The sequence below is a fragment of the Streptococcus sanguinis genome (assembly GCF_020729725.1).
GTDB lineage: Bacteria > Bacillota > Bacilli > Lactobacillales > Streptococcaceae > Streptococcus > Streptococcus sanguinis_V.
Window position 1 is genome coordinate 644,563 of sequence record NZ_JAJEPA010000005.1, and the last position, 23,806, is coordinate 668,368.

The 23,806-nt window shown below is 40.4% G+C and carries 26 protein-coding genes, 1 riboswitch and 1 other annotated feature; of the genes, 2 read left to right on the forward strand and 24 right to left on the reverse strand.

Annotated features, from left to right (window positions below):
- The 3 genes from K4I03_RS03130 to K4I03_RS03140 all read right to left on the reverse strand — a co-directional run bounded on the left by K4I03_RS03130 (window position 1) and on the right by K4I03_RS03140 (window position 3,540).
- Window positions 1-951: a diacylglycerol kinase family lipid kinase gene (locus K4I03_RS03130; RefSeq protein WP_002914839.1), complete on the reverse strand. Its 951-nt coding sequence runs from the start codon at window positions 949-951 to the stop codon at window positions 1-3.
- Window positions 952-960: 9 nt separating this feature from the next.
- Window positions 961-2,919 carry an NAD-dependent DNA ligase LigA gene (ligA, locus tag K4I03_RS03135; protein ID WP_227963708.1) on the reverse strand — a complete coding sequence of 653 codons (1,959 nt, stop codon included), beginning with the start codon at window positions 2,917-2,919 and terminating at the stop codon, window positions 961-963.
- A gap of 105 nt (window positions 2,920-3,024) precedes the next feature.
- Complete coding sequence (locus K4I03_RS03140) at window positions 3,025-3,540, reverse strand: QueT transporter family protein (RefSeq protein ID WP_227963709.1); 516 nt, start codon at window positions 3,538-3,540, stop codon at window positions 3,025-3,027.
- Window positions 3,538-3,675, reverse strand: a riboswitch (PreQ1 riboswitch). Its footprint overlaps the gene before it by 3 nt.
- A 28-nt stretch (window positions 3,676-3,703) precedes the next feature.
- Here K4I03_RS03140 and K4I03_RS03145 point away from each other — a divergent pair.
- Entirely contained in the window at window positions 3,704-4,144 is a 441-nt protein-coding gene (locus K4I03_RS03145; protein ID WP_227963710.1) for a GtrA family protein, read from the forward strand.
- A 72-nt stretch (window positions 4,145-4,216) separates the two neighbouring features.
- Here K4I03_RS03145 and K4I03_RS03150 read toward each other — a convergent pair whose 3' ends face one another.
- The 16 genes from K4I03_RS03150 to K4I03_RS03225 form a co-directional block, all read right to left on the reverse strand.
- Complete coding sequence (locus K4I03_RS03150) at window positions 4,217-4,924, reverse strand: B3/B4 domain-containing protein (protein ID WP_227963711.1); 708 nt, start codon at window positions 4,922-4,924, stop codon at window positions 4,217-4,219.
- Window positions 4,925-4,941: 17 nt separating this feature from the next.
- Window positions 4,942-5,391: a MarR family winged helix-turn-helix transcriptional regulator gene (locus tag K4I03_RS03155; protein ID WP_002909364.1), complete on the reverse strand. Its 450-nt coding sequence runs from the start codon at window positions 5,389-5,391 to the stop codon at window positions 4,942-4,944.
- 120 nt (window positions 5,392-5,511) lie between these two features.
- The gene (locus K4I03_RS03160) at window positions 5,512-6,531 is read right to left on the reverse strand and encodes a hypothetical protein (RefSeq protein WP_002900017.1); all 1,020 of its coding nucleotides are present in this window, start codon (window positions 6,529-6,531) and stop codon (window positions 5,512-5,514) included.
- Between the two features lie 2 nt (window positions 6,532-6,533).
- Complete coding sequence (locus tag K4I03_RS03165; protein WP_227963712.1) at window positions 6,534-7,490, reverse strand: YihY/virulence factor BrkB family protein; 957 nt, start codon at window positions 7,488-7,490, stop codon at window positions 6,534-6,536.
- A gap of 34 nt (window positions 7,491-7,524) precedes the next feature.
- Window positions 7,525-8,382 (reverse strand): methionyl aminopeptidase, encoded by an 858-nt coding sequence (locus K4I03_RS03170; RefSeq protein ID WP_227963713.1) that lies wholly within the window; start codon window positions 8,380-8,382, stop codon window positions 7,525-7,527.
- 21 nt (window positions 8,383-8,403) lie between these two features.
- Window positions 8,404-9,681: a CBS-HotDog domain-containing transcription factor SpxR gene (gene spxR / locus K4I03_RS03175; RefSeq protein ID WP_032912421.1), complete on the reverse strand. Its 1,278-nt coding sequence runs from the start codon at window positions 9,679-9,681 to the stop codon at window positions 8,404-8,406.
- Window positions 9,674-10,225: a GNAT family N-acetyltransferase gene (locus K4I03_RS03180; protein WP_002897261.1), complete on the reverse strand. Its 552-nt coding sequence runs from the start codon at window positions 10,223-10,225 to the stop codon at window positions 9,674-9,676. The genes spxR and K4I03_RS03180 overlap by 8 nt, the downstream gene beginning before the upstream one ends.
- Before the next feature lie 33 nt (window positions 10,226-10,258).
- Window positions 10,259-11,518 carry a UDP-N-acetylglucosamine 1-carboxyvinyltransferase gene (locus K4I03_RS03185; RefSeq protein ID WP_002895048.1) on the reverse strand — a complete coding sequence of 420 codons (1,260 nt, stop codon included), beginning with the start codon at window positions 11,516-11,518 and terminating at the stop codon, window positions 10,259-10,261.
- Between the two features lie 245 nt (window positions 11,519-11,763).
- The gene (gene metK / locus K4I03_RS03190; protein ID WP_002909358.1) at window positions 11,764-12,954 is read right to left on the reverse strand and encodes a methionine adenosyltransferase; all 1,191 of its coding nucleotides are present in this window, start codon (window positions 12,952-12,954) and stop codon (window positions 11,764-11,766) included.
- Between the two features lie 175 nt (window positions 12,955-13,129).
- A complete protein-coding gene (locus K4I03_RS03195; RefSeq protein ID WP_227963714.1) occupies window positions 13,130-13,744 on the reverse strand; it encodes a tetratricopeptide repeat protein in 615 nt (204 codons plus the stop codon).
- 33 nt (window positions 13,745-13,777) lie between these two features.
- On the reverse strand, window positions 13,778-14,245 hold the full coding sequence (locus tag K4I03_RS03200; protein ID WP_227963715.1) for a deoxycytidylate deaminase: 468 nt from the start codon (window positions 14,243-14,245) through the stop codon (window positions 13,778-13,780).
- Window positions 14,246-14,462: 217 nt separating this feature from the next.
- Complete coding sequence (gene rplT / locus K4I03_RS03205) at window positions 14,463-14,822, reverse strand: 50S ribosomal protein L20 (RefSeq protein ID WP_000124830.1); 360 nt, start codon at window positions 14,820-14,822, stop codon at window positions 14,463-14,465.
- A 44-nt stretch (window positions 14,823-14,866) separates the two neighbouring features.
- A complete protein-coding gene (gene rpmI, locus K4I03_RS03210; RefSeq protein ID WP_002895038.1) occupies window positions 14,867-15,067 on the reverse strand; it encodes a 50S ribosomal protein L35 in 201 nt (66 codons plus the stop codon).
- Between the two features lie 33 nt (window positions 15,068-15,100).
- Window positions 15,101-15,631 (reverse strand): translation initiation factor IF-3, encoded by a 531-nt coding sequence (gene infC / locus K4I03_RS03215; RefSeq protein WP_002895037.1) that lies wholly within the window; start codon window positions 15,629-15,631, stop codon window positions 15,101-15,103.
- A gap of 16 nt (window positions 15,632-15,647) precedes the next feature.
- Window positions 15,648-15,778 (reverse strand) — a sequence feature (ribosomal protein L20 leader region).
- A 26-nt stretch (window positions 15,779-15,804) separates the two neighbouring features.
- Complete coding sequence (cmk, locus tag K4I03_RS03220; protein ID WP_227963716.1) at window positions 15,805-16,482, reverse strand: (d)CMP kinase; 678 nt, start codon at window positions 16,480-16,482, stop codon at window positions 15,805-15,807.
- A 9-nt stretch (window positions 16,483-16,491) separates the two neighbouring features.
- Window positions 16,492-16,929, reverse strand: coding sequence for an SAG1386/EF1546 family surface-associated protein (locus tag K4I03_RS03225; protein ID WP_002895035.1), 438 nt, complete (start codon window positions 16,927-16,929; stop codon window positions 16,492-16,494).
- A gap of 45 nt (window positions 16,930-16,974) precedes the next feature.
- On the opposite strand from K4I03_RS03225, the gene K4I03_RS03230 reads away from it, so the two are divergent.
- Window positions 16,975-17,172, forward strand: coding sequence for a ferredoxin (locus K4I03_RS03230; protein WP_321573152.1), 198 nt, complete (start codon window positions 16,975-16,977; stop codon window positions 17,170-17,172).
- On the opposite strand, the gene K4I03_RS03235 is transcribed toward K4I03_RS03230, so the two are convergent.
- The 5 genes from K4I03_RS03235 to K4I03_RS03255 form a co-directional block, all read right to left on the reverse strand.
- On the reverse strand, window positions 17,169-17,657 hold the full coding sequence (locus K4I03_RS03235; RefSeq protein WP_002895031.1) for an EbsA family protein: 489 nt from the start codon (window positions 17,655-17,657) through the stop codon (window positions 17,169-17,171). The two genes, K4I03_RS03230 and K4I03_RS03235, sit on opposite strands and share 4 nt — an antisense overlap.
- 107 nt (window positions 17,658-17,764) lie before the next feature.
- Complete coding sequence (locus K4I03_RS03240) at window positions 17,765-19,177, reverse strand: DUF2142 domain-containing protein (protein WP_227963718.1); 1,413 nt, start codon at window positions 19,175-19,177, stop codon at window positions 17,765-17,767.
- A gap of 27 nt (window positions 19,178-19,204) precedes the next feature.
- The gene (locus K4I03_RS03245; protein ID WP_227963719.1) at window positions 19,205-21,181 is read right to left on the reverse strand and encodes a DUF7657 domain-containing protein; all 1,977 of its coding nucleotides are present in this window, start codon (window positions 21,179-21,181) and stop codon (window positions 19,205-19,207) included.
- Window positions 21,174-22,097 (reverse strand): glycosyltransferase family 2 protein, encoded by a 924-nt coding sequence (locus K4I03_RS03250; RefSeq protein WP_125378788.1) that lies wholly within the window; start codon window positions 22,095-22,097, stop codon window positions 21,174-21,176. The genes K4I03_RS03245 and K4I03_RS03250 overlap by 8 nt, the downstream gene beginning before the upstream one ends.
- Window positions 22,098-22,147: 50 nt before the next feature.
- Window positions 22,148-23,806: an LTA synthase family protein gene (locus tag K4I03_RS03255; RefSeq protein WP_223310645.1), complete on the reverse strand. Its 1,659-nt coding sequence runs from the start codon at window positions 23,804-23,806 to the stop codon at window positions 22,148-22,150.

Sequence of the window (23,806 nt, forward strand, 5' to 3'; positions counted from 1 at the left end):
TTATTCTATTGAAAGGGCTGTCTGACTGATTTCATCAATATTGGCAAAAAATTCCAAATGTCCGTGCAGCACTTCCAGTTCCACAGGCGTATCGCCGCCGTATTCTCCATCCAAATTCAGCATAAATGGACCTTTTTTATCTAAAACTTCCAGCTGCAGCTTGCTTGTTTTGAGGTATTCTACATTGATATCGCCAACGTGCTGACCGCCATTGATAGCCTGCATCATCAGACTCAGCATATCAAAGAGATTGGCTGTCTTGACCAAAATCAAGGTAAAATTCCCATCGTCTAATTTAGTATCTGGCGCTAGCTTTTCAAAACCACCGATAGAGTTGGTCAGAGCCGCAAACATGAGCGAAATCTTCCCTTCAAAGACACCGTGGTCATGCTTGATACGGACCTTGCGGAACTTAGAGCGAGGGAGTTTTTTGGCTCCTTCTGCGACATAAGCAAAGTAGCCTAGGCGAGATTTGACCTCGCTAGGTACGCTATAAGTCAGCTCTGTCAAGGTTCCAGCCGCTGCAATATTGATAAAATACTTGTTACCATAGGCCCGGCCAATATCCATCTTAATGGTCTGATTCTTTTCGATAATGCGAGCCGCCGCTACTGGGTCTCCCATGGGAATCTTGAGAGCACGCGCATAATCGTTGGTTGTTCCAGTTGGGATAAAGGCCAATTTAGGCCGTTCATCCAGATTCGCCACACCATTAACTACCTCATTGATGGTCCCGTCGCCACCTGCCGCAATAATCAAATCAAATCCTGCTTTTGCTGCTCTTTCAGCTTCTTTTTGAGCAGAAAGAGGCGCTGGAGTGGTTTGGTAGGCGCTGGTTTCATAGCCCACATCCTCCAAAACATCCAGAACTTCCGCTATATTTTTCTTAATAATTTCCTGTCCCGAAGTCGGGTTATAAATCAATCGTGCTCGTTTAATCTTATCCTTCATACTTCAGCCTCATAAGCTATCAAGCCAATCTTCATCCCGAATTTCAATTCCTAACTCCTGAGCCTTGGCCAGCTTGCTGCCGGCATCTGCGCCAGCTACTACCAGATCCGTTTTTTTAGAAACAGATCCAGAAACATTAGCACCTAGACTCTGCAATTTTTCTTTGGCTTGATTGCGGGTCAATTTTTGTAATTTACCAGTCAAGACAACCGTCATACCTGATAGGGCTGCATCTGCCGCTGCCTTTTGCCCCAGATAGTCCAGATTTACACCTGCTTCTTGCAGCTCAGCCAAAAGAAACTGAGAGCCTTCCTGCTCAAAATAGGTATGCAGGCTTTGGGCAATCACAGTTCCAAGGCTGTCAATAGCCGCAATCTCTTCTTGGCTGGCCTGAGACAGCTTAGGAATATCATGGAATTTCTCCAGCAAAATCCGACTGGCCTTACTTCCCACATGACGAATCCCCAAGCCAAACAAGAGGCGTTCAGCCGAGTTCTCCTTGGAAGCTTGAATAGCAGTATACAATTTATTTGCTGATTTTTCCTTAAAGTTCTCTAGTTCTAGTAAATTTTCTACCGTCAGCCGATAGATTCCAGCTACATCCTTGACTAGGTTTTGAGCAAAGAGCTTCTCTACCACTGCTGGACCCAGGCCAGTAATGTTCATGGCATCCCGGCTGGCAAAATGAATCAGCCCTTCCTTGATCTGGGCTGGACAGAGCGGGTTAATGCAGCGCAGAGCGACTTCGTCTTCAAAGTGTACCAGCTCACTCTCACAGCTCGGACAGTGACTTGGTATTTCCAGAGGCTCCTCTGAGACTCGTTTGGACTCCACCACTCGCAAGACAGCAGGAATAATATCCCCCGCCTTATAGACGATAACGGTGTCTTTCTGACGAATATCCTTCTCTGCAATATAGTCCACATTGTGCAAGGTTGCTCGGCTGACAGTCGTCCCCGCTAGCTGCACTGGCGTCAGATTGGCTGTCGGAGTCACAACTCCCGTCCGCCCCACTGTCCAGTCAACAGACAGAAGCTGGGCTTCCTTTTCCTCAGCCGGAAACTTATAAGCGATGGCCCACTTGGGTGCCTTGACAGTATAGCCAAGCTCCTCTTGCACCGCCAAGTCATTGACCTTGATGACAATACCGTCAATCTCATAAGGCAGACTGTCCCGCTCCTGAGCAATCTTTTCGATAAACTCCCAAACTGCTTCGATAGAATCCGCCAGAATATGAGTAGGATTGACAGAGAAGTCCAAATCTGCCAGCTTGTTTAAGACGGCTTCTTGGCTGTCAGCCTGAGTCGGACTAGCTTCTTGGTAGAGGAAGGTTGCTAGATTACGCTTGGCCACAACTGCTGTATCCAGCTGGCGCAAGGTTCCTGCTGCCGCATTGCGGGGATTGGCAAACTCAGGCTCACCATTCTCCTGCCGCAGCTGATTGACAGCATCAAAGGAAGCCTTAGGCATGTAACACTCTCCGCGAACAGTAATGTCCAGCGGTTCTTTCAATGTCAGGGGAATATCCTTGACCCGCTTGAGATTTTCAGTGATGTTTTCTCCAACAGAGCCGTCTCCCCGAGTCGCTCCTGCTACCAAGATTCCCTTTTCATAGGTCAGGGAAATAGAGAGCCCGTCAATCTTGAGCTCACAAAGATAAGAAACTTGTGGAAATTCCTTGCGAATCCTCTGGTCAAAGGCTAGTAATTCTTCACGTGAAAAAGCATCCTGCAAACTAAAGAGAGGATACTGGTGTGGATATTTTTCAAATCCTTCTAAAATCTTCCCTCCCACCCGATGCGTCGGACTGTCAGGCAGGATATCGGTTGGGTACTTTTCTTCTAACTCCGCTAACTCACGATAGAGTCTGTCATACTCGCTATCCGATACACTTGGCCTGTCTGCCGTATAATACTCATGGGCATATCGGTTGAGCAATTCTACTAATTCTGACATTCTTTCTTTCATACTTCTATTTTATCACAAATACACAAAATCTTCCTCTATTTGTTCCGAATTCTTCCTAAAAAAGAAAAGGACATAAAAAGAGCGGAAATTCCGCTCTCTGCTATCTTATTTTGTCAAATCAATACTTTTCGCAATCTGGTTAATAAGGATAGCTCCAACAATCAAGGAAGCAAATTCTCCAATGGCCGTTGTAAACCAAGTCAGGAAGAATGGCAGGCCTTGCAAGAAGTGTAATTCTGCAGCGATTGTCACCATCGAAATAGAGAATAAAACTGCAAAATAGAAATGATCCAAACGAATCAAGCCTTTAATCAGATATTGATTCTTATAACGACTGAAAAGGTAGACACCTAGTGACAGGAAGACCAAGGTGGACCCACCACCGACAAAGACATCAACGATTCCAAAACTATAGAGATTGGCAATCATACAGCCAATGGTCACTCCCATGATATACTTCTGATTATAAAAAGCCATAAAGTTCATCATTTCAGAAATTCTGAACTGGTAAGCACCATAGCTAATCGCATTTAAAGGGGGAGTAATCGTAAGGGCTACATAAATGGCAGCAACAATGGCAATCTGAGCCAAATCACGAACTGTCAGTTTTTCTTGTTTCATGTTTTCTCCTTTAGCGGCTTTACCGCGTGTAATATGCTTGGCGAAAGAAGCTAAGCGCCAAGGGTTGCATCACATGAGAGGAGCATCATTCGTTGATTCCTCCCACAGATTTAGCAACCCAACTAGTATAGCATAAATCCTAGAAATATGATAGACTATCTTTATGAAAACTTTAATCAAAAAATTCTTTGACAATGAGGTTCTGTCCTATCTCTTCTTTGGTGTGGCAGCAACACTTGTTTATATGACTACTCGTCTCCTTATTTTCGCTCTTACGGGACAAACATTATTTGCCACCATTACTGCTAATATCACAGCAGTTCTTTTTGCCTTTATCACAAATGATACCATTGTCTTTAAGCAGCAACGCAAAGGTTGGCAAAAGCGACTTCTTAAATTTGCTCTGGCGCGTTCTGGCACTCTTTTGCTAGACATCGTTCTTGCAAAATTATTAGTGGATACTTATCCTAATATTATCGGGCAATTTGTCAACAATAACCGCAATCTTATCAACTCTATCGAGTCACTTTTTTCTCAAGTACTTATTATCGTCCTCAACTATGTCTTTAGTAAGATTTTTGTCTTTAAAAACAAGAAAAAATAACAACAAATCAGTCTATTTCACCCTATAAAAGCAAATCTGGACCAGATAATTCTGATCCAGATTTTTTTAGTCTCAGATTTCCAAGCTTGGATTGTCAAGCGTCAGATGAGTGATTTCACCCTTAACACCAAAATAGTCCTCAATCAGAGTATGGAGTTCTGTCATAGCTGCTTGGGCACGCACGGCCTGCTCTTCGTTGATGGCCTCGATAACCAAGATGGCATTCTTGGTCTCCTCGGTCAGCATAGTTCGCTGGGCTTCTCGCCAGTTAAGGCAACGGCAGACAGCCCCTTCTTCATCATAGTAGATGATTTCTTCTGGCAGTGCCGGTGCGTCACTCTCAGCACCCAGCGGGAAAAAAGCTTCCCCACCCTTGGCTTTTCCTAGATGAAGACCTCCGACAATCTTATCCAAATCCTCACCGCCACATGGAACCGCATAAGACAGCGAGACACTGTTGTAGATATCAACCAACGGATTGATTGGATGAAATTCACGTCCCTGACTGACCCGCTTGAGCAGAGCTTCGATAGAGGAACGTACTCCTTTCTTAGTCTTGAATTGACTGAAGGCCTGCCGCCACTCCTGAATGACTTCATTTTGAGTGAAGTTCTCGTCTGAGATAAAGTCCTCAGCTCGCTTCGCTCCCTTATCCAGCAGGGATTTGAAATAAGGATCCTTACTTTCATCCACTCGATTATCCAGTCCCTTGACCACTAAAACACTAATCTGAGCTTCCGGAAATACTTGCCAAAATTCATTTTCAACTGTAACTTTCATGATGTACCTCTTTAATCTTAATAGTTTCTTTTTTGTCCTTTTTTGACTGCTTCCCAGTCACCTGTGATGTTTTCACGCAATCGGACCAGCATTTTCTCCAAGGCTTGAACTTCCGCCTGAGAAAAGCCCTGCAGGGATGTCTCTTCAGAATAGTCATTCTCAGCTAGGATAAAAGGATAGAGTTTTTCTCCTTTTTCTGTCACAAACCATTCCTTGTTCTTCTTGTTGCCCTTGGCTGCCTTCTGCTGGAGCAAGCCCTTGGCCTCTAGCTTCTTAACAGATCGGGCAACCGTTGAGCGATCCACCTTGAGCAGCTCCGACAGCTCCTCTTGGATAATCCCCGGATTTTCCGCGATTCGCACCAGATAAAGATATTGTCCCCGTGCCAGCTCTATATCACGGAACTCAATATTAGCAATGGAATCCAAAGCTCGGGCTATAATCCCAATTTCCCGCAATACCGACATATCCCCTCCTTTAAACTTTTATTTGAATCTATTATAACACATTTTATTGCAAATGCAATAAAAATAATTGAAAAGAAAAAAGAGGAAAATCCTCTTTAAATTTGGCAAAAATGTCTTTTTCTAGTTTTCATCTTCCTTATAGTATTTTTGTAATTCTTCCGCTGAATTAATGACATGTTCCTGCCCATCTACTGAATATTCAGCTGGGATAGTTACATTCTCAAATACATTCGTTCCTGGCGGAAAGAAGAGTTCAGCAACCTTCTGAACCAACTTGATATCAGGTTCTTCATTTAAGAAAGCTACACGAGAATCATAGCCTTGCAAAATCTTGTGCAATTCGGGATAATCTTGACCAAGGACTGTTTTTTTAAGATTTTTGCGAGGATACGTATCATTTAAACCAACACTGGTCATAGATACGCTTACTCCTTTCTTAGCGAGGTTATCATAAAAGCTTGTATTGGAAACAAAATTATTTTTAGTAGATAACTTATCAGTTTTCACTTTATCAGCTGGAAGAATCTTTCCCTCATCCAAATCAATGAAGTAAACTTTATAATCCTCATCGTTTTCAGAATGTTTGGGATGAAGAATAATCCTAACGTACTTCTTCTCACTAGTCGCACCTCTCCCCATTCCTATTGAGTCTATTTCAGAAGGAACAAGATTATCATCAAAAGAACGCACCATCTTAAAAATATCAAATTCTTTTCTTTCTAGTTTTTCTCCCACTAGTTTATAAACAGCTAACCTCCAATATTCTCCTTTTTCTGGTACATTCCGATTAAAATCATATAGGCCTTGCTCTGGATTGTTCTTCAGCTTCATATAGTTATTTACAAAATAGCCATAATTAAATGCCCTTAAACTAGTAAACTTACTTGTTTCTGACTTAACTGTTGCCATTTTCTGCATTTCTTCCGAGTCTACGAGCTCCCAATTATAAAACAAAGCTTTTTTTCCTTCAAAAAATTTATAATTCGGTCTATACTCAGGCACATAGTAGGTATATTGACCATAATTTTCTTGAAATTTTGCCTTTTGACAATTATCCCAGATATAATAGCCTACAAATCCTAGAATCAAGACTAGAGCAACCACAATACTCTTCCATTTAGTTAGTTTTTTACTTTTCATACCTATTTATCCTTTTCCACTCTAAAACAACATCCGTCCTCTTCTTCATCCTGCTCTTTCTTCTTGAAAGTAAAGCGTCCAGTGCTCTCAATTTGAAACCCTGACTCACAGCAGCTCTGGATACTGGCATTAAGCACTGCGCCAACAATCAAAATTTTAGCAATTATGATAAACCAAAACATCATCACAACCATAATGATAGAGCTGAAAAAGCGAACATCAACCAGGTGATTTAAATAATTATCCATGTAGACAGAAAAGATATTCAGCAAAGCCAGAATAGTTAAGAGCACGAAGGCGCTTCCGGGCAGAACATAGCGTTTCTTGCTGATTTTCACATTAGGAAGGAAATAATAGAACATAACCAAAACCGCAAAGAGTAAGGCATAAATCAGGGGCTCGGTAAAATTCTGCAAGTGCTGATAAAGCTGGTTATCTAGCTTCCAGTAAGTACGGAGGAAATCCAGCGACATATGGCCGAACATGGTCAGAAAGAGGGCCAAGGCAAAGAGAATCTGCAGACCTAGACTCACAAAGAGACTCATGACGCGATGAGAAATCAGCCCCCGACTCTTAGCCACCCCATAGGCTTTGTTAAAGGCAATCTGGAGGAAATTCATGGACTTGGAAAAAGTCCAAAGAGCCGACAAGACTGAGAAGCTCAGCAGACTAGTCGAAGGCTGGGTCAGAACTTCACGCATGACTTTTGCCACAACATCATATAAAGTCTCTGGAAGCATGTCCTTGATAGCTGTCAGAAAATCCGCCACCGGAATGTGAAAATAGGGCAAAATATTCACCACAATCAAGAGCAAGGGAAAAACAGAAATCAACCAATAATAAGCAACTGCAACGCTGCTCAGCTCACTATCTGCCTCTTTATAAAAACGGAAAAATTCTCTTAAAAACTGATTGTTGCGAACCTTACTAAATAATTTCTTCACTCTCTTCTCCTTCAAAAAAAAGCTGAGACAAGTGCCCAGCCTTTGATTTCTAATAAGTTCCTTCTTCTCCCTGGCTGGTCAGAATGACAGGACCATCTTTTGTAATGACAAACTGATGCTCATACTGACAGGACAGGCCGCCATCCAGCGTTTTATGTGCCCAGCCGGTCTCAAAGTCCGTATCAATTTCCCAGGTACCTGTATTGATCATGGGCTCGATAGTCAGAACCATTCCCTCACGCAAGCGCAAGCCGCGTCCTTCTCGACCGTAATGCGGCACCATAGGCTCCTCATGCATGGTTGGACCAACACCGTGACCCACCAGATCCCGCACAACACCATAGCCATGACTTTCAGCATATTCCTGAATAGCTGCGCCAATGTCACCGATACGATTGCCAACCTTAGCAGCCGCAATTCCACGATAGAGACATTCCTTGGTCACATCCATCAGCTGCTGAGCTTCTGGGCTAACCTTCCCTACTGCATAGGTCCAGCAAGAATCTGCCACACCGCCCCGGAAGCTCTCTGTGTGCTGCTTCATCTGTGCTACATTGTCAAAGTCTAGCTTGGACACATCCAGCTCTGCCTTATCAACCAAGCCAACCACCATATCAACGCTGATGACATCACCTTCTACCAGCTTCTGATGACGAGGAAAGGCATGGGCTACCTCGTCATTAAGAGAGCAGCAAGTCGCATAAGGATAGTCCATGACAGAGCCTTCAACACCAATCTGTAGGGGCAAGGCATTGTCTTCTTTACAACGCTTGCGGACATACTCTTCTATGTCCCACATGTCAATGCCTGGCTTAATCAAGTCTCTCAAACCAATATGGACAGAAGCCAGAAAATCTCCACTCTTGTCCATCAAGTCAATTTCACGCTGTGATTTTAAAGTAATCATTCTTTCTCTAAATTCCTCTTCTTAATTAATTTTCACTGTAATCGTGGCTTTGGCAACCAGCATCGCTTCCAAATACATCTCAAAGTCAATAATGGCTGTCCGCCTAGTCTGACGGATAATACGCGGCTGGATATGCAGCAGATCATCAATCTGGACCGCCTGAAAGAAATAAATCATCAGCTGGTCGATTATCAGGCTGCGGCCACTGTTGACCATGAGCTGCTGGGTAATCCGAGTCAAAATTTCTGTCAGCACACCGTTGGCCAGCACACCATTTTGCTCCAGCATAAATGGCTCAACAGTAAAGGAAAACAAATCATCCTGACGGCTAATCTTCTGTCCCACTTGCTCACTGAAAGTCGGCAGGCTAGAAATCTGAGAACGGCTCATTTTCTCCATAATGTCCCGCCGCGTGATTACACCTAGTAAGGTCTGGTTGCTGCGCACTACTGGTATCATTTCAAAATCTTCTGCAATCATGCGCTGGCTGATATTGGCAATATTAGCAGATAAGCCTGTCATAAAGACGTTTTTCGTCATGACCTTGTCCAAGGTTGTCAGAGGAGACTTATCCCCAGCATCCCGCATGGTTACTACTCCCACCAGCATCTGCTGCTGGTTGATAACCGGAAACCGGCTGGCACGATTGCGACGAACCAAGTCCAGATAGTCACGAACAGTATCTGTATCATGCAAAAAGCCATACTCGTGGCTGGAGCGATAGACCTGCTCCACTGTTAATATATCGGTCTTGATCTGCATATTGGACAAGGCGCGATTAATCATGGTTGCGACGGTGTAGGTATCATGCTTGGTCCTGAGAACCGGTATATTGAGCAGATTAGCCATCTTCAGAACTTCCGAACTGACTTCAAATCCTCCGGTCACCAGTACCGCATTCTCATTTTCCAGAGCCAAGAGCTGAATTTTCGTCCGGTCTCCGACAATCAGGAGGCCGCCCTCTGTCAGATAGTGCAGGATATTCTGCTCCGTCATGGCTCCGATTGAAAACTTATTAAATTCTTTTTCAAGACCATCTTCTCCAGCCAATACTTCTGAGCCAGTAATATCAACGATTTCCTTGTAGGTCAGATGCTCCAAGACAACTTTCTTGGACTTAACCCGAACCGTACCGCTCCGAGGCCTAGTCTCAACAATACCGCGGTTCTCAGCTTCCTTGATCGCTCGATAGGCCGTCCCATCACTAACTCCCAGATAGTTTGAGATACTGCGGACACTGACCCTCTTGCCGATTGGAAGATTTTCAAGATAGGTTAAAATTTCCTGATGCTTACTCATTAAAATCTCCTCTCTCATAACGGTACTCCAGATAATCTCTCATCTTCCTCGTGTACCGATCGCTCCCTTTAAACTGCCGATAGAGGCTGAAGCCAGATTTTTGAGCTACCTTTTGACTAGCTAGGTTCTCTGCATGAGTGATAATACTGAGGCGCTTGAAGTCAAAGCGGGTAAAAGATAGAAAAGCAATCTCTCGGACAATTTCTGTCATCAGCCCTTGTCCCCAGTAGTCTTGCCGCAGAAAATAGCCTAACTCAGCTTCTTTCTTGATCTCGTCCATCTTTTCAAACTTGACAGAGCCAATCATTTCCTGCGTTTCCTTGTGACAAATGGCCCAAATCCCCAGAGGATTTTTCATAAAGAAATTAGCAATGACGTATTCACTTTCCTCTAGGCTTGCTTCTGTCGGAAATATGAACTGAGTATTTTCCGGATTGGACGCAATCTTATATAGGGCCCCCGCATCTTCAAAGACAATGGGCCGCAAAAAAGCATGCTCTGTCTCAATAAATGAGCAGGCTGCCAAATGTGTCCACAAATTCATCTGCTACCTCTACAAAAAATAAGCGAAAAACGCTTATTCTTCTATCAACTGGATATCTGCACCCAGACTTGTTAATTTTTCAATAATATTAGAATAGCCGCGCAGGATAAACTCGATATTAGTGATCTCTGTCTTTCCTTGAGCCATCAAACCTGCAATAACCAAAGCAGCTCCTGCTCGTAAATCGGTTGCCTTGACCTGAGCTCCCTGCAATTGATTTGGCCCCTCATAGACAATCTGGTCGCTACTAGTTGAAATTTTACCTGCCATCTTAGCCAGCTCCGCCACATGATTAACCCGCTTCTCATAGATGGTGTCCGTAATCTTACCATGGCCATTAGCCGTCAGCAAGAGCGGAGTGATGGGCTGTTGTAGGTCAGTTGCAAAGCCTGGATAAGGAGAAGTCTTAATGTTGATAGCTCGTAGATTTTGCTGTTCTTCGACGAAAATGCTGTCTTCAGAAACCGTCATCCGAACACCCATTTCCTCAAGCTTGGCAATAAAACTTTCCAAATGCTCATAAAGGACATTATTAATCTGAATTCCCTGACCAATGGCTGCAGCAAGGGCGATATAAGTCCCTGCCTCGATACGGTCTGGAATTACTTGATGACGCGTTCCATGAAGGTGTGGAACCCCCTCAATCGTAATAATATCGGTTCCTGCTCCACGGATGTGCGCTCCCATATTATTCAAGAGAGTTGCCACATCAATGATTTCTGGCTCCCGCGCTGCATTTTCAATAATAGTCCGACCTTTGGCCTTGACAGCAGCCAACATAGTATTGATGGTGGCACCCACACTGACCGTATCCATATAAATGCTAGCGCCTTTCAGCTGCTGACCTCCTGTGGATAGGTTCATGTAGTTGCCATCCATGGTCATCTTAGCCCCCATAGCTTCAAAAGCCTTGAGATGCAAGTCAATAGGACGCGGCCCCAAGTCACAGCCACCAGGCAGACCTACCGTTGCTTCACCATAGCGACCAAGCAAGCTACCATAGAAATAATAAGAAGCCCTTAGACTGTTGATCTTTCCATAAGGCATAGGGACGTTCTGGATACCACGCGGATCAATCGTCAGACTGTCCTCAGAGCGAGTAACACTAGCCCCCATGGCAATCATAATATCAATCAGGCTATCCACATCCGAAATATCCGGAACGCCATCCAACGTTACAATATCATCTGCCAGAATCACAGCCGGAATCAAGGCAACGACACTGTTTTTAGCACCATTAATAGTCACCTCTCCTTTTAAGGGGCGACCACCATGTATTACAATTTTTTTCATGTTTAAAATAAAGCTCTTTCAAGGTATTGCCATTTATTATACCACAGATTCGAGAAATTTCCTATACTTTTAGATAAATAAGACAATTGAAATTAAAATGAAACAGGGAAAATTGCTTTTTTAATAGTATTTTCACAAAAATACAGTATTACCAGGAATGAGAGAAGCGCAAGGCTAGACTGCTTGCCTTGCAAATATTACCCATATAAAAAAGCTCTCAACCATTACGATTGAGAACTGTCTTCTTACTGCACTGATGCTTTCAATGCCTCTACCTTATCCAACTTTTCCCAAGGCAGGTCAATGTCTGTCCTACCCATGTGGCCATAAGCTGCTGTCTGACGATAGATTGGGCGTTTCAGATCCAACATTTGAATGATACCGGCCGGACGCAGATCAAAAATCTGACGAACCGCTTCCTGCAACTTGCTTTCTGCAACAGTACCAGTGCCAAAAGTATCGATGCGTACAGAAACCGGCTGAGCCACACCAATGGCATAGGCTAACTGTACTTCTGCTTTCTTGGCCAGTCCAGCCGCCACGATGTTTTTAGCGATGTAGCGAGCTGCGTATGAAGCTGAGCGGTCGACCTTGGTTGCATCCTTACCAGAGAAAGCACCGCCACCGTGACGAGCATAACCGCCGTAAGTATCCACAATAATCTTGCGTCCTGTCAAGCCAGAGTCCCCTTGCGGACCGCCAATTACAAAGCGACCGGTTGGATTGATGAAGAATTTCGTCTTATCATCCAAATATTGGGCTGGGATAACTGCTTTAATTACCTTTTCAATCACATCACGATGAATCTCTTCATTAGTCGCTTCTGGGTCATGCTGGGTCGAAATAACTACCGTATCCACGCGCACTGGCTGGTCATTTTCATCGTACTCAACGGTCACCTGAGACTTAGCATCTGGTCGCAGATAGGCAATCTCTCCTGATTTGCGCAATTCCGCCAATCGACGGACTAGCTTGTGACTGAGCGAGATAGGCAGCGGCATGAGCTCCGGCGTTTCATCCACCGCAAAGCCAAACATAAGCCCCTGGTCTCCAGCACCAATCAAGTCCAATGGATCTTGATCCGCATTCCCACGAACTTCCAGAGCTTCGTTGACACCCTGAGCGATATCTGGCGACTGCTCCACCAAAGATGGATGAACACCGACCGTCTCTGCTGAAAAGCCATACTCTGTATTGGTGTAGCCAATTTCTGCAATGGTATCACGAACCACACGATTGATATCCACATAAGCTGTGGTCGAAATCTCACCAAAAACATGAACCGAGCCCGTATAAACGGCTGTTTCAGCAGCCACATGGGCATCTGGATCCTGACTCAAGACAGCATCCAAAATAGCATCGGAAATTTGGTCTGCAATCTTATCAGGATGCCCCTCCGATACAGACTCAGACGTGAAAAGTTTACGTTCTGACATAGAAATGTCCCCCCTTAAAAAATTGTTATAGAGTTACAAAGTACTGATAGAAGTTTCCTATCATCTTATCGGGACTATATAACTTCTTCATTATACCACTTTTCGCTAAAAACTTCAGAATTTTTTTAATAGAAAAAGCTATAGACGAAAACTATAGCTTTATTGCAATGATAAACTAAGGGCAGCTTGCTAACAACTCTTCAACTTCCGCCTTACCGATAGCATCACCAGCTTGGTCAAAAAGTCTGATAGCAGCCGCGAAGTTGATTCTTGCTTCTTGGAGATTTCCCAAAGCTTGAGCAATTTCGCCCAAGCCTCGGTAACTACAGGCATGATTGATCACATCATCTGACTCCTTAGCATAGATATGCGCCTTTCGCATAAACTCCTGAGCTTGAGTCAATCGGCCTAATTTAAGATTTAGATAACCTAGCTCATAGAGATTAACTGATTGACGATAATGGTCATCTGGGAAGTACATCGCTAGGAAAGCAGCCTCTTTTTCTATCCATTCTAAAGCTTGATAAAAATCTCCCGCAGCTCTAGCAACATAGCCTAGCTGATGATAAGCGATATGCTCATTTTCAATATCACTATCATTTTGAGCCTGAATCAGATAAAGCTCCAAATTTGCAAAAGCATTCTGATAATCTTGCCTTTCTACAGCAAGATAAGCTCGCAAATTCCAGCGGCTAAAGGAATCTTTTTCAAGCTGCTGCTCTAGTTCTTCGGCCTTATTTAATTGTCCTTCAAAGAAATGCTGCCAAGCGGCTGCCAATTTCTCATTCATCTGCCTTCTCCTTTTACCTCCAGAACTTCTCCTCTATAGCAAATCCGTCTGAGCAATGGCCTTCTTGACATCATCCAGCGGCAGATGAACCAATTCCACCTCTTTTTCCTTGTAGAGATACTGAGCATAGTCATCTATGCGATATTGGTTGATGTATACTACCCGTTTGCAGCCGACCTGAAGCAGTTGCTTGGTACAGTTGAGACAGGGAAAATGGGTCACATAAGCCGTAAAGCCCTTGGGAACTCCCCGCTCGGCTCCTTGCAAGATAGCATTGACCTCGGCATGCAAAGTCCGCACGCAGTGACCGTCAATAACCAAGCACTCATGGTCAATACAGTGCTCAGTCCCTGAAACTGAGCCATTGTAACCAGTTGAAATAACCTTATTATCCTTGACCAAGACAGCGCCGACTTTGGCTCTTTTGCAGGTTGAGCGATTAGCAATTAAGAGAGCCTGAGCCGCAAAATACTGATCCCAAGCCAAACGATTCTCTGACATAATTTCTCCATTCTACTGATTTTTTATTCACATAAGTATCTGTTTTTCCTATTATATCGCAAATTCCTATTTTTAACTAGCTTTACCATGAAAGCTGTCTTATCAGCAACATGCCTTTATCTATACTATAAGTGGCATGGCAGACTATTTCCCTCCTCATACTTTTCATTAAGAATTATCGAAAAAGAACCAAGGAAATCCTCAGTTCTTATTTTAATTATTTACCAAGCTTAGCTTTAGCTGCGTCTGCAAGAGCTGTGAAAGCTGCTGCATCGTTAACAGCCAAGTCAGCCAACATTTTACGGTTAACTTCAATCTCAGCCAATTTCAAACCATGCATCAATTGTGAGTATGAAAGGCCGTTCAATCGAGCTGCCGCGTTGATACGAGTGATCCAAAGTTTGCGGAAGTCACGTTTTTTCTGACGGCGGTCACGGTATGCATAGTAGTAAGAGTTCATTACTTGCTCTTTTGCAGTACGGAACAAGATATGTTTTGCTCCATAGTAACCTTTAGCTAATTTTAAAATACGTTTACGGCGTTTGCGTGATACAACGCCACCTTTAACACGTGCCATTTATATTTCCTCCAATATTTCCTAGATAATCGTTACAGTAGCTCTTATTTCAGACCTGTAAGCATTGCTTTGATACGCTTGAAATCTCCTGCATGCACCATTCCTGCTTTGCGAAGATGACGGCGTTGTTTCTTAGTCTTTCCGTGGAAACGGTGAGAAGTGTAAGCACGGAAACGTTTCAAGCCACCAGAACCTGTACGTTTGAAACGTTTAGCTGATGCGCGGTGTGTTTTTTGTTTTGGCATAATGTTTTCTCCTTTTTCTATCTTTCTGACAATCTATTTTTTGTCAGGAATTGGCGCCATCTGCATGAACATCTGACGTCCATCCATCTTAGGCTTTTGCTCAATAATAGCAACATCTTGAGTAGCTTCAGCAAAATCTGCTAAAACTTTAGCCCCGATTTCTTTGTGGGTAATCATCCGGCCTTTGAAGCGGATAGATACCTTTATTTTATTTCCTTTTTCAAGGAATTTGCGTGCGTTGCGAAGTTTAGTGTCAAAGTCTCCCTTGTCAATAGTTGGGCTGAGACGAACTTCTTTCACAGTAACAACACTTTGTTTCTTGCGTTGTTCTTTTTGTTTTTTCTGGTACTCAAATTTGAACTTACCGTAGTCCATAATTTTTGCAACAGGTGGTTTAGCTTGTGGCTGAATCAGGACCAAATCGACATTTGCTTCATCCGCAAGAGACTGCGCTTCGCTCAGCGGTTTAATACCTAATTGTTCGCCGTCAAGACCGATCAAGCGAACTTCACGCACACGAATTTCATCATTGATGAATAAGTCTTGTTTTGCTATGGTTTTCACCTCTTTTTTTATTTTTAGAGAAAAACAAGTGCGGACCTGCTAACGCAAACCCGCACTACACGATAATATTTCATTACTGAAACTGAATCCTGTAGAGCCAGACAACGTTAGTCGCAAGGCGAGAAGCTCTCACTTCTGCTTTTCTCAACTCCACTATCATACCAAGTTTCATTTTATTTGTCAATGATTTTTTTCGCTTTTTCTTCGATAAATGCAACAACTTCAGAAATGCCAATACCAGTGGTATCAAAATGTATGGCATCTTCTGCAGGTCTCAATGGCGAAACTTCGCGGTGACTGTCCTTATAATCCCGCTCGGCAATTTCTTCTTTCAGTTTCTCCAAGTCAGCAGGAATACCTTTAGATAGATTTTCCTTGTAACGGCGCTCAGCTCTTTCCTCAACCGAAGCTACCAGATAAATCTTGAGCTCAGCCTGAGGCAAGACAACCGTTCCAATATCACGGCCATCCATGACAATCCCTCCCTGAGCTGCAATTTGCTGCTGCAAGGCCACCAGTTTCTCACGGACTTGAGGAATGGCAGATACCCAAGAAACGTTATTGGTAACTTCATTTTCCCGAATTGGGTGAGTCACATCCACATCGCCGACAAAGACTAGCTGCTCGCCATCTTCTGCTCGACCAAAACTGACCAAATGATTATTGAGCAAGTCTACAATTTCAGTGGCATTTGCTTCCGTCAGATGATGCCGCAGAGCCAGATAGGTTGCAGCCCGATACATGGCTCCTGTATCTAAATAAGTATAGCCAAAATCCTTAGCAATAATCTTGGCAACGGTCGATTTTCCACTGGAAGCAGGACCGTCAATCGCAATTTGAATCTGTTTCATGGTCAGCTCCTACTCAATCTTCACAACATCACCTGGATTGGCATACCAAGAACCAGTAGACATATGAGAAGGGTTAAGCTGTTCAAGCTTGGCAATAGAAATACCTGCACGCGCCGCAATGGCTGCTTCTCCTTCGCCAGGCTGGACAGTCAGAGTTCCTTCAGAGGATTCTGTGGTATTTGCCGCTGTCTGCTCTGCTGTAGAAGACGCTTCGCTGCTAGAACTTGCTGCTGAAGTGCCGTAGAAACCTTCCATTTGGGTTTGTCTATTACTTCCTCCAGTAGACAGATAGGTCAGGAAGCACACCACCGCAACCACTAAAATACAGAAAATAATGGTTAATATGGTCAATAAGCGGTCTGCATTCAAGGCGCTAAACTTCTTAGTTCGTTTCAACTTATCTTCTCCGTTATCGTATACATCTTCTTCCCATGGTTCTTTTTCCATGACTTCCTCCTTGAGTTTTTCTTAAAATCTTATTACAATATGGGTATGAAAGTAACACTCATTCCCGAACGGTGCATTGCCTGTGGGATCTGTCAAACCTACTCAGATCTTTTTGACTATCATGACAATGGCATCGTCAAATTTTACCAGGACGACCAGCTCCTAGAAAAGGAAATCGCTGAGGATCCCGATGTCGTGGAAGCCATCAAAAACTGCCCAACCCGAGCTCTTTTGAAAGACTAGGATTTTTTGGACTGACTGCCATAGTAAGCTTCAAAATAGTCAATATGGGTAAAATTATCTACTAATTCTACCTCACCCTTAAAATGCTCATTAAGGGCTAGGGCATTGACAAAATATTTCTTAGGCCACTTGCGCATACAAAAACTCCGGCTGCGGCTCTGCCCCTTAAAATATAAGGTAATTGACGTCTTGGTCACTTCGACTTTTTCAATATCTGAAATCTTGACCTTTATCGGAGTAAAGGGATTGGCTGTGATAATACGCAAGGTTCCATCGTCATAAATGGTAAAATAACGATGAACTCCCATTCCCAACAAAACCATGAACAAGAAGAAAGAAAACAGAACAAGAGTCGGCACTCGTGAGCTTTCATACATCAAAGCTAAGCCAACAAAAATCGGAATGACCGATAAAGACCAATATATTATCAGGATAGCTACATCTGGCTGCCAGTGATAGCGAACCTTACCGAAAATCTTTATCATGCTCACACCCCCATACTACTAGTTTAGCATAAATTAAGAAAAAATAGAACAGGTAGACTTGCCTATTCTATTTTTTTATTTATGAATTTTAATTTTAGAAATATTATTTAGAAAATTTGAATAAAGAAGTAAATTATATAAGTAACCAAAGGAAGGTACGTCACGACTACTATACCATGGAGAAATGGTCGTTTAAGTTTTACTATATTGGGTATAAATGTCAGTAATAGCAAGCTATAGGCGATAAAATACCTCTGTTGAACTCCTTCAATTATATCAGAATCAACAAGAGAAAATTGAAGATATAAAATAAGGAAGGTGGATAAAATAATCGCAAAGAAAGAAAATATTTTGCCTATTTGAATTAAATTGAATTTTTTAATATCTATTTTAGTCACTCTATATTCTTTTTCTTGATAAAGCCAACTGAGTCCATAGGCAACATAATACAGTATGGAAACTAGGATAGGAGGCTTTTGATAAGTCACTTCCTCTGCATACCCTAGCTGAATCACTGTATAATCATAAGAGAAAATCTCTCGAAGATACATACTTATAAATTTAAAAATATTTGAAAAAATATGAGATAACTGCTTAAAGGTATTTACATTTCTCCCAAAGTAAGCACCTGTATTTACATCCTTTATCAATACGATCAATAGTAATGAACAAAGTATTGAGAAGAATAAAGTAAATAACAGAAAAATATTTATAAATCTACTAGTTAGCTTTTCTTTATTTGCAAAATAGAGCATCGGGAAAACAGATATTATAATTAAGAAAGCTGGTACTTTAGCCAAAGAAACTAAGATAATCGATATTCCTAGTTGTATTGCATCTAACTTTTGAAAACTTTTTAACTTTGCTACTTTATAGGTGACTTTAGTTAAACAAGCTACAAAAAAAATGATAGAAACATTTGTAAAAACATCAGCTGAAATAGCGCTGTTTGTTAATAAGATTGTAGGATGAAGACTTAGCGCAGCAATTGTCCACTTACTAAATGGGATTATTCGAATTGACAATATTAAAACGAAAAAGGCAAAGATTAATCCGGATAATCTCATAAAAATGAATTCAGTTGCTGGAGTTAAATGCAAAATTTTATTCAATAAGGCAATCAAGACATAGGGAAAGTATACAAGAGGATGATAAGGAACGGCATTGGTAGCCGCTTGAAATCTGTTTTTTTCAGAATACTGTAATTTACCAACCTCTGATAAAGGATATAAACCAAACGTATGGTTAGGCCCATTTTTTATAAAATAATCCATAAAAGATTGCTGATTTTCTGATACCATTCCTCCAAATAAAGCCATATTCCCATTATCATTTTTGTAAACATCTCCATTACTAATTTGAATCGCTCTATAATAATGAGATTGTTCATCCATCCAAGATCCGGGATTTCTATATAGTACTGCACCTAAGGCGACAATAAAACTAATACAAAGTGCTGTAAAAACATGGCGAGCATATGTTTCCTCTTTTATTCCTAATAATTTTTCAATTCTCTCCATTTATGTAATCTCCTAATATATTTATTATTAATACTCCGCATTAAATTGATAAATTCTATTTCCGTCTTTATCAGGACCATATAGGAGTTGGAATTCTTTCCCAAATTTGATCGCTAAATCTCGACTTGAAATAACATAACTAACATGTAACTCTTTTAAAGTTGCAGTGTTGACTTGCATATCTAAGACATCTGGACTACTGTTAGACATACTTACTTTATCATCAACTAAAATTGGCTTAATGTGAGCATAACGATTCCACTCATTAACATATTCACCATTGATATCTATCTTCTTCATTTCTTCTATATCTGGATAAAAGCGAACACCATTAATCATTTTTGCTCCAAACATTTGTGGATAATTATAAAGCATGTTGTTGTCCGTCAACCAAATAGATTGTGGATTTCTTTCGACTATGTCTTTAATTGCTATTCCTAGCTTTTTATTCTCAACAACTTCTGTTCCTCTAACAATTGGATTTACTGTAAAACCAGTTAATAAAGATAAAATTAACATAAATAGAGTAAATAGTTTCTTATATTTTAAAACTCCTAGCAAAAATGTTAAGAAAAGTAGAAAAGCTGACAGTAATATATAGCTTCTTGAGATATAATCCTTATAAACTTGATTGTAAGATATCAAATAGGAAAAAAGAATAAAACTAAGTATACTAATAGGCAGAAGAACTTTAAAAAGCTTCTTGCATTCCATTTTCCAAACAAAGTCAATAAACCAAAAACTAATAAATACTGCTATAACAGCCAAAGCCTGCCAGGCTCTTCCTGATGTCACATAACTGAATAGAGTAATTTTTGCTAACCATTCTGGGACACCAACGAATATGTATAGTATAAGAAATACACTGTACAAAGACAACAGAATTCCAAATAAATTTTCCTTAATCTGCTTCTTATATATGATAAAAGGCAAAGCCAGGAGCATAAAAGGAAGAAAATTAAGAGAAGAGGCTAATTCTACTTGATTTAATATAGTAGGAAGCTTATAAGGCAGAAAGAGATTTAAAAATATAGTGATTAGAAATGTGAGAGGAATTCCTCCACCTGTAGAAACTCGACTACCTGGATAGACTGTTTCTAACGATGCAATAATAGCATCTAAACTTTGATAAATACTAACTCCCAGAATCACAGCAGTGACACAAAGCGTTGTAAACATAATAATCCAATCATTTCTGGACAGTTGTTTTTTTCTCAAAGCTGTAAAAAACTTAACGAGAAAATATATCAAAATAATATAGGCAAAAACAACTTGAAATGCGGGATAAATGACTAAAACAAAGCCAATCAGACTACTGGATAGAAGTGCTGCAAAACTGACCTTAGCAATTAATTTTTCAGAACTAAAATAATAATAAATAGAAACCAAAGTTAGTAAAGTAAACCAGACTATATCTCCCAAATGCTGCATGAACCACCACTGTACGACTGGTGTATAAGTGATAAAGAAAGCCGCTATAAAAGACAACACCTTATTCCCCTTTGTCAGAATCATAATAAACTCAAAAGACAAAAGAATAAGAGTAATAATCTTAAAACACCAATACCAAGATAGAGCACGAGAAGGACTGAGGAATAAAGCTCCCCAGTTAAACGGTTTACCCAAAATAGAAATATGATTGACTGGTGAATGATAAGCTACAATCATATTCTGACCAGACAAACCATAATTCTCATTGACAAGTTGATTACCAGAATTAACCTGAGAGATAAAAAAGGAAGTTTGAACCATCCATTCATCAGATCTAATTCCTCTTGGAATGCCAAAAATAACACCATCTGTATTTGAAAAAGGTGATAACCATTGGCTACCATCTCCTTCAATTTTTGATTTTGACTGAACTCCATTCTGAAGCTCAGTCACACCCATTCTATTCCAGCTCGCTATGGAACTACCATTAAGATTCAGTACCAAGCCAAGAATAAAGACTACCAGAGCTAAAGCATATCTATATTTTATAGCCTTATTAAAAGCATTAATCATAGTATTGATAAACCTCGAGTTCATACTGCATTCGGTTTTGTCGAACTACAGTATCCAAAATGATACCAGCAATAAAAAACAAACCTGCTAAAATCATAAATCCTGTCGCTAAAACTGCTGATGGCAATTTGTCAATCAAGCCTGTATTAGCAAACTCTGCAATAACGGGTAATCCAATAATAAGTCCTACCAAAAATAAGAAAAAAGCTAAAATAGAAAAGAATACCAATGGCTTATAGTCTTTAAATAGACTAAAAATCATTTTGAGAACCTTAAAGCCATCAGAAAACGTGCTGAGTTTAGACTCACTTCCCTCAGGACGATCCTTGTAAGTTATTGGTACTTCTACTAGTTTGAAACGCTTATCCATAGCATGAATAGATAGCTCTGTTTCAATTTCAAATCCTGGAGACAAGACAGGAAATGTCTTAACAAAAAGTCGATTAAAGCCACGGTAGCCGGTCATAATATCATTGTAGCTTCCCTTATATAGAGAGTTAATCAAGTACTTGACTAAATTATTACCAAAATCATGGAAACCACGTTTATTTTCTTGGGAATAGGTTCCGTTTGAAAGACGATCTCCAATGGTCATATCAGCCATTCCCGAACGCAAAGGAGCTAGTAATTTTTCAACTTCAGCTGCTGGATAGGTATCATCTGCATCAGCCATAATATAATAATCTGCATCAATTTCTCTGAACATAGAACGAACTACATTCCCTTTGCCTTGCCTAGGCTCAAATTTTACAAAAACTCCAGCTTCTCTAGCCAGTTCATTGGTCCTATCCTTTGAATTGTTATCATAAACATAAATGTCTGCTTGAGGTAGAACTTTCTGAAAATCCCTTATAACCTTTTGAATAGTTATTTCTTCATTATATGCTGGAAGCAATACCGCAATTTTTTCTTTCATTTTATATTCTATCTCCTTGTTTTATAAAAAACACTATCGTTACAACAGTCTTACCATCTTGCTGAAGAATAATAATCCACGATATACGTCTCCATCTTTTCTTCTTCGTGTTTAGATAAGTATCGAACTACGGCATCAGATGTATTTGCATAAGTTAATTCTGAAACAAATAAGCTGCTAAAAACTGTCCTATACTCCTTATTAGCAAATAATGAATTACCTAAGAAATAATTTTCCCTAGAAATATCTAAATAATCTAAAATAGTTGGAGTAAGGTTAACAGAATTTTGCCCCTGAGCATCTAGTATTTGAGGAACGACTCCTTTATAATATATGAAAAAAGGTACTTTGTCAAGATTGCCCATTCCTCTAGACTGATTAGGAAATGACTTTCTATATTCATCATCAACATAAGTTGCATGGTCGGTTGTGAAGACTAAAATTGTATTTTCCGAATATTTACTATTGTTAAATTTTTCGATGAATTTCCCAAATTGTATATCTAAATCATAAAAACGGTTTAACAAACGGTCATTTCCATCAGAGTATTTCCTATCAAATGAATTCATGCCAATATGTGTACCAAAAGTATACATTGAGATAAAGAAAGGTTGCCCATCAGGCTGATTAGCCATCAATTTATTAAGTTCTTTATAGGCATCCTTATCGAATGTACTCTCCTCCCCCTTAGAAGGCTGTGCATCTAGAACAGAATCAAAACCTAAATGGTTTAAGTAAGAAGTGAATTCTTTATTATGAGCTTCTGTATTAATAAAAGAAGTATGATATCCTTCTTTCTTCAAAATGCCCTGTAGAGAAATCAGATGGTTCTGATCAGAATTATCTAACTGATAACCTGAATATAATTGACCAATTATCCCTCTATAAGTTGCAAAGGTATGATTATAATAATTGGAAAAACTCAAAGATTTTGATTGTAATTCTTTAATATTAGGAGTGATATTTCTCTCATCATCAATAATATGCTGAGACATTCCCTCTGTAAAAATAAGAATCACATTAGGTTTCTCGGGTATATTTTTCGGTTTTTTAATAAAGTCTCCAACTTCCTCCTTGTAGAAAAGTTTTTTCTTCTCTGCAGACTCTCTTTCCGCTTTTTGAAGCAGCTGAATATAATCATATTCAGCAACTGCTAAATCGTAGACTGACTTACTTGGAGAATACTTAAAACCAAAGAATCCTCCCAAAGATAAATTTAGAGTGAGTGCAGCACTCAAAAGAAATAGAGAAACAACATTATATTTATAAAGGTAGTAGGTAATCTTATTCTGTGTTTCAACATACTTAATCGGTAGGAAACTAAAGGTTAATAATAAAATAATACCTAAACCAAAAATAAAAATTCTTCCTTTGAGAGCCTCCCAGGAGCTCAGATTATTTAACATAATAAGAGTTACAAAGCTATTTCCAAAAAAAAGAACTAATATCTCGACGTTATAAAAGAGAATAAACAAATTATTGATAAAGCATCCAATAATTTTATGTTTTTTAATGATAAAATTTGAAACAAGAAAAAAAATAATCAACTCTAGCAAAGGAATAATGACATATAGTAAATTCCCTGTTGTTTTCAACGTTAAAAAGCTAATAATAATAGAGAATAGATATTTAAGTACTGTAAATTGATAATCTTTGTATTTAGTATAAAAAGAACTATAATCTATTTTGTGCTTTTTTTTTCCAAACAT

Coding starts and splice junctions, on each gene's coding strand:
- spxR (WP_032912421.1), bottom strand. CDS start 9,681: ATGAGTAAGCATCAGGAAATTTTAACCTATCTTGAAAATCTTCCAATC.
- cmk (WP_227963716.1), bottom strand. CDS start 16,482: ATGAAACAGATTCAAATTGCGATTGACGGTCCTGCTTCCAGTGGAAAA.
- K4I03_RS03160 (WP_002900017.1), bottom strand. CDS start 6,531: ATGAAAAGTAAAAAACTAACTAAATGGAAGAGTATTGTGGTTGCTCTA.
- K4I03_RS03240 (WP_227963718.1), bottom strand. CDS start 19,177: ATGGAGAGAATTGAAAAATTATTAGGAATAAAAGAGGAAACATATGCT.
- metK (WP_002909358.1), bottom strand. CDS start 12,954: ATGTCAGAACGTAAACTTTTCACGTCTGAGTCTGTATCGGAGGGGCAT.
- K4I03_RS03245 (WP_227963719.1), bottom strand. CDS start 21,181: ATGATTAATGCTTTTAATAAGGCTATAAAATATAGATATGCTTTAGCT.
- K4I03_RS03150 (WP_227963711.1), bottom strand. CDS start 4,924: ATGAAAGTTACAGTTGAAAATGAATTTTGGCAAGTATTTCCGGAAGCT.
- K4I03_RS03145 (WP_227963710.1), top strand. CDS start 3,704: ATGAAAACTTTAATCAAAAAATTCTTTGACAATGAGGTTCTGTCCTAT.
- K4I03_RS03230 (WP_321573152.1), top strand. CDS start 16,975: ATGAAAGTAACACTCATTCCCGAACGGTGCATTGCCTGTGGGATCTGT.
- K4I03_RS03255 (WP_223310645.1), bottom strand. CDS start 23,806: ATGTTTGGAAAAAAAAAGCACAAAATAGATTATAGTTCTTTTTATACT.
- rpmI (WP_002895038.1), bottom strand. CDS start 15,067: ATGCCAAAACAAAAAACACACCGCGCATCAGCTAAACGTTTCAAACGT.
- K4I03_RS03195 (WP_227963714.1), bottom strand. CDS start 13,744: ATGAATGAGAAATTGGCAGCCGCTTGGCAGCATTTCTTTGAAGGACAA.
- rplT (WP_000124830.1), bottom strand. CDS start 14,822: ATGGCACGTGTTAAAGGTGGCGTTGTATCACGCAAACGCCGTAAACGT.
- K4I03_RS03130 (WP_002914839.1), bottom strand. CDS start 951: ATGAAGGATAAGATTAAACGAGCACGATTGATTTATAACCCGACTTCG.
- K4I03_RS03235 (WP_002895031.1), bottom strand. CDS start 17,657: ATGATAAAGATTTTCGGTAAGGTTCGCTATCACTGGCAGCCAGATGTA.
- K4I03_RS03155 (WP_002909364.1), bottom strand. CDS start 5,391: ATGTCGGTATTGCGGGAAATTGGGATTATAGCCCGAGCTTTGGATTCC.
- K4I03_RS03185 (WP_002895048.1), bottom strand. CDS start 11,518: ATGAAAAAAATTGTAATACATGGTGGTCGCCCCTTAAAAGGAGAGGTG.
- ligA (WP_227963708.1), bottom strand. CDS start 2,919: ATGAAAGAAAGAATGTCAGAATTAGTAGAATTGCTCAACCGATATGCC.
- K4I03_RS03170 (WP_227963713.1), bottom strand. CDS start 8,382: ATGATTACTTTAAAATCACAGCGTGAAATTGACTTGATGGACAAGAGT.
- K4I03_RS03225 (WP_002895035.1), bottom strand. CDS start 16,929: ATGGAAAAAGAACCATGGGAAGAAGATGTATACGATAACGGAGAAGAT.
- K4I03_RS03140 (WP_227963709.1), bottom strand. CDS start 3,540: ATGAAACAAGAAAAACTGACAGTTCGTGATTTGGCTCAGATTGCCATT.
- K4I03_RS03200 (WP_227963715.1), bottom strand. CDS start 14,245: ATGTCAGAGAATCGTTTGGCTTGGGATCAGTATTTTGCGGCTCAGGCT.
- K4I03_RS03250 (WP_125378788.1), bottom strand. CDS start 22,097: ATGAAAGAAAAAATTGCGGTATTGCTTCCAGCATATAATGAAGAAATA.
- K4I03_RS03180 (WP_002897261.1), bottom strand. CDS start 10,225: ATGAATTTGTGGACACATTTGGCAGCCTGCTCATTTATTGAGACAGAG.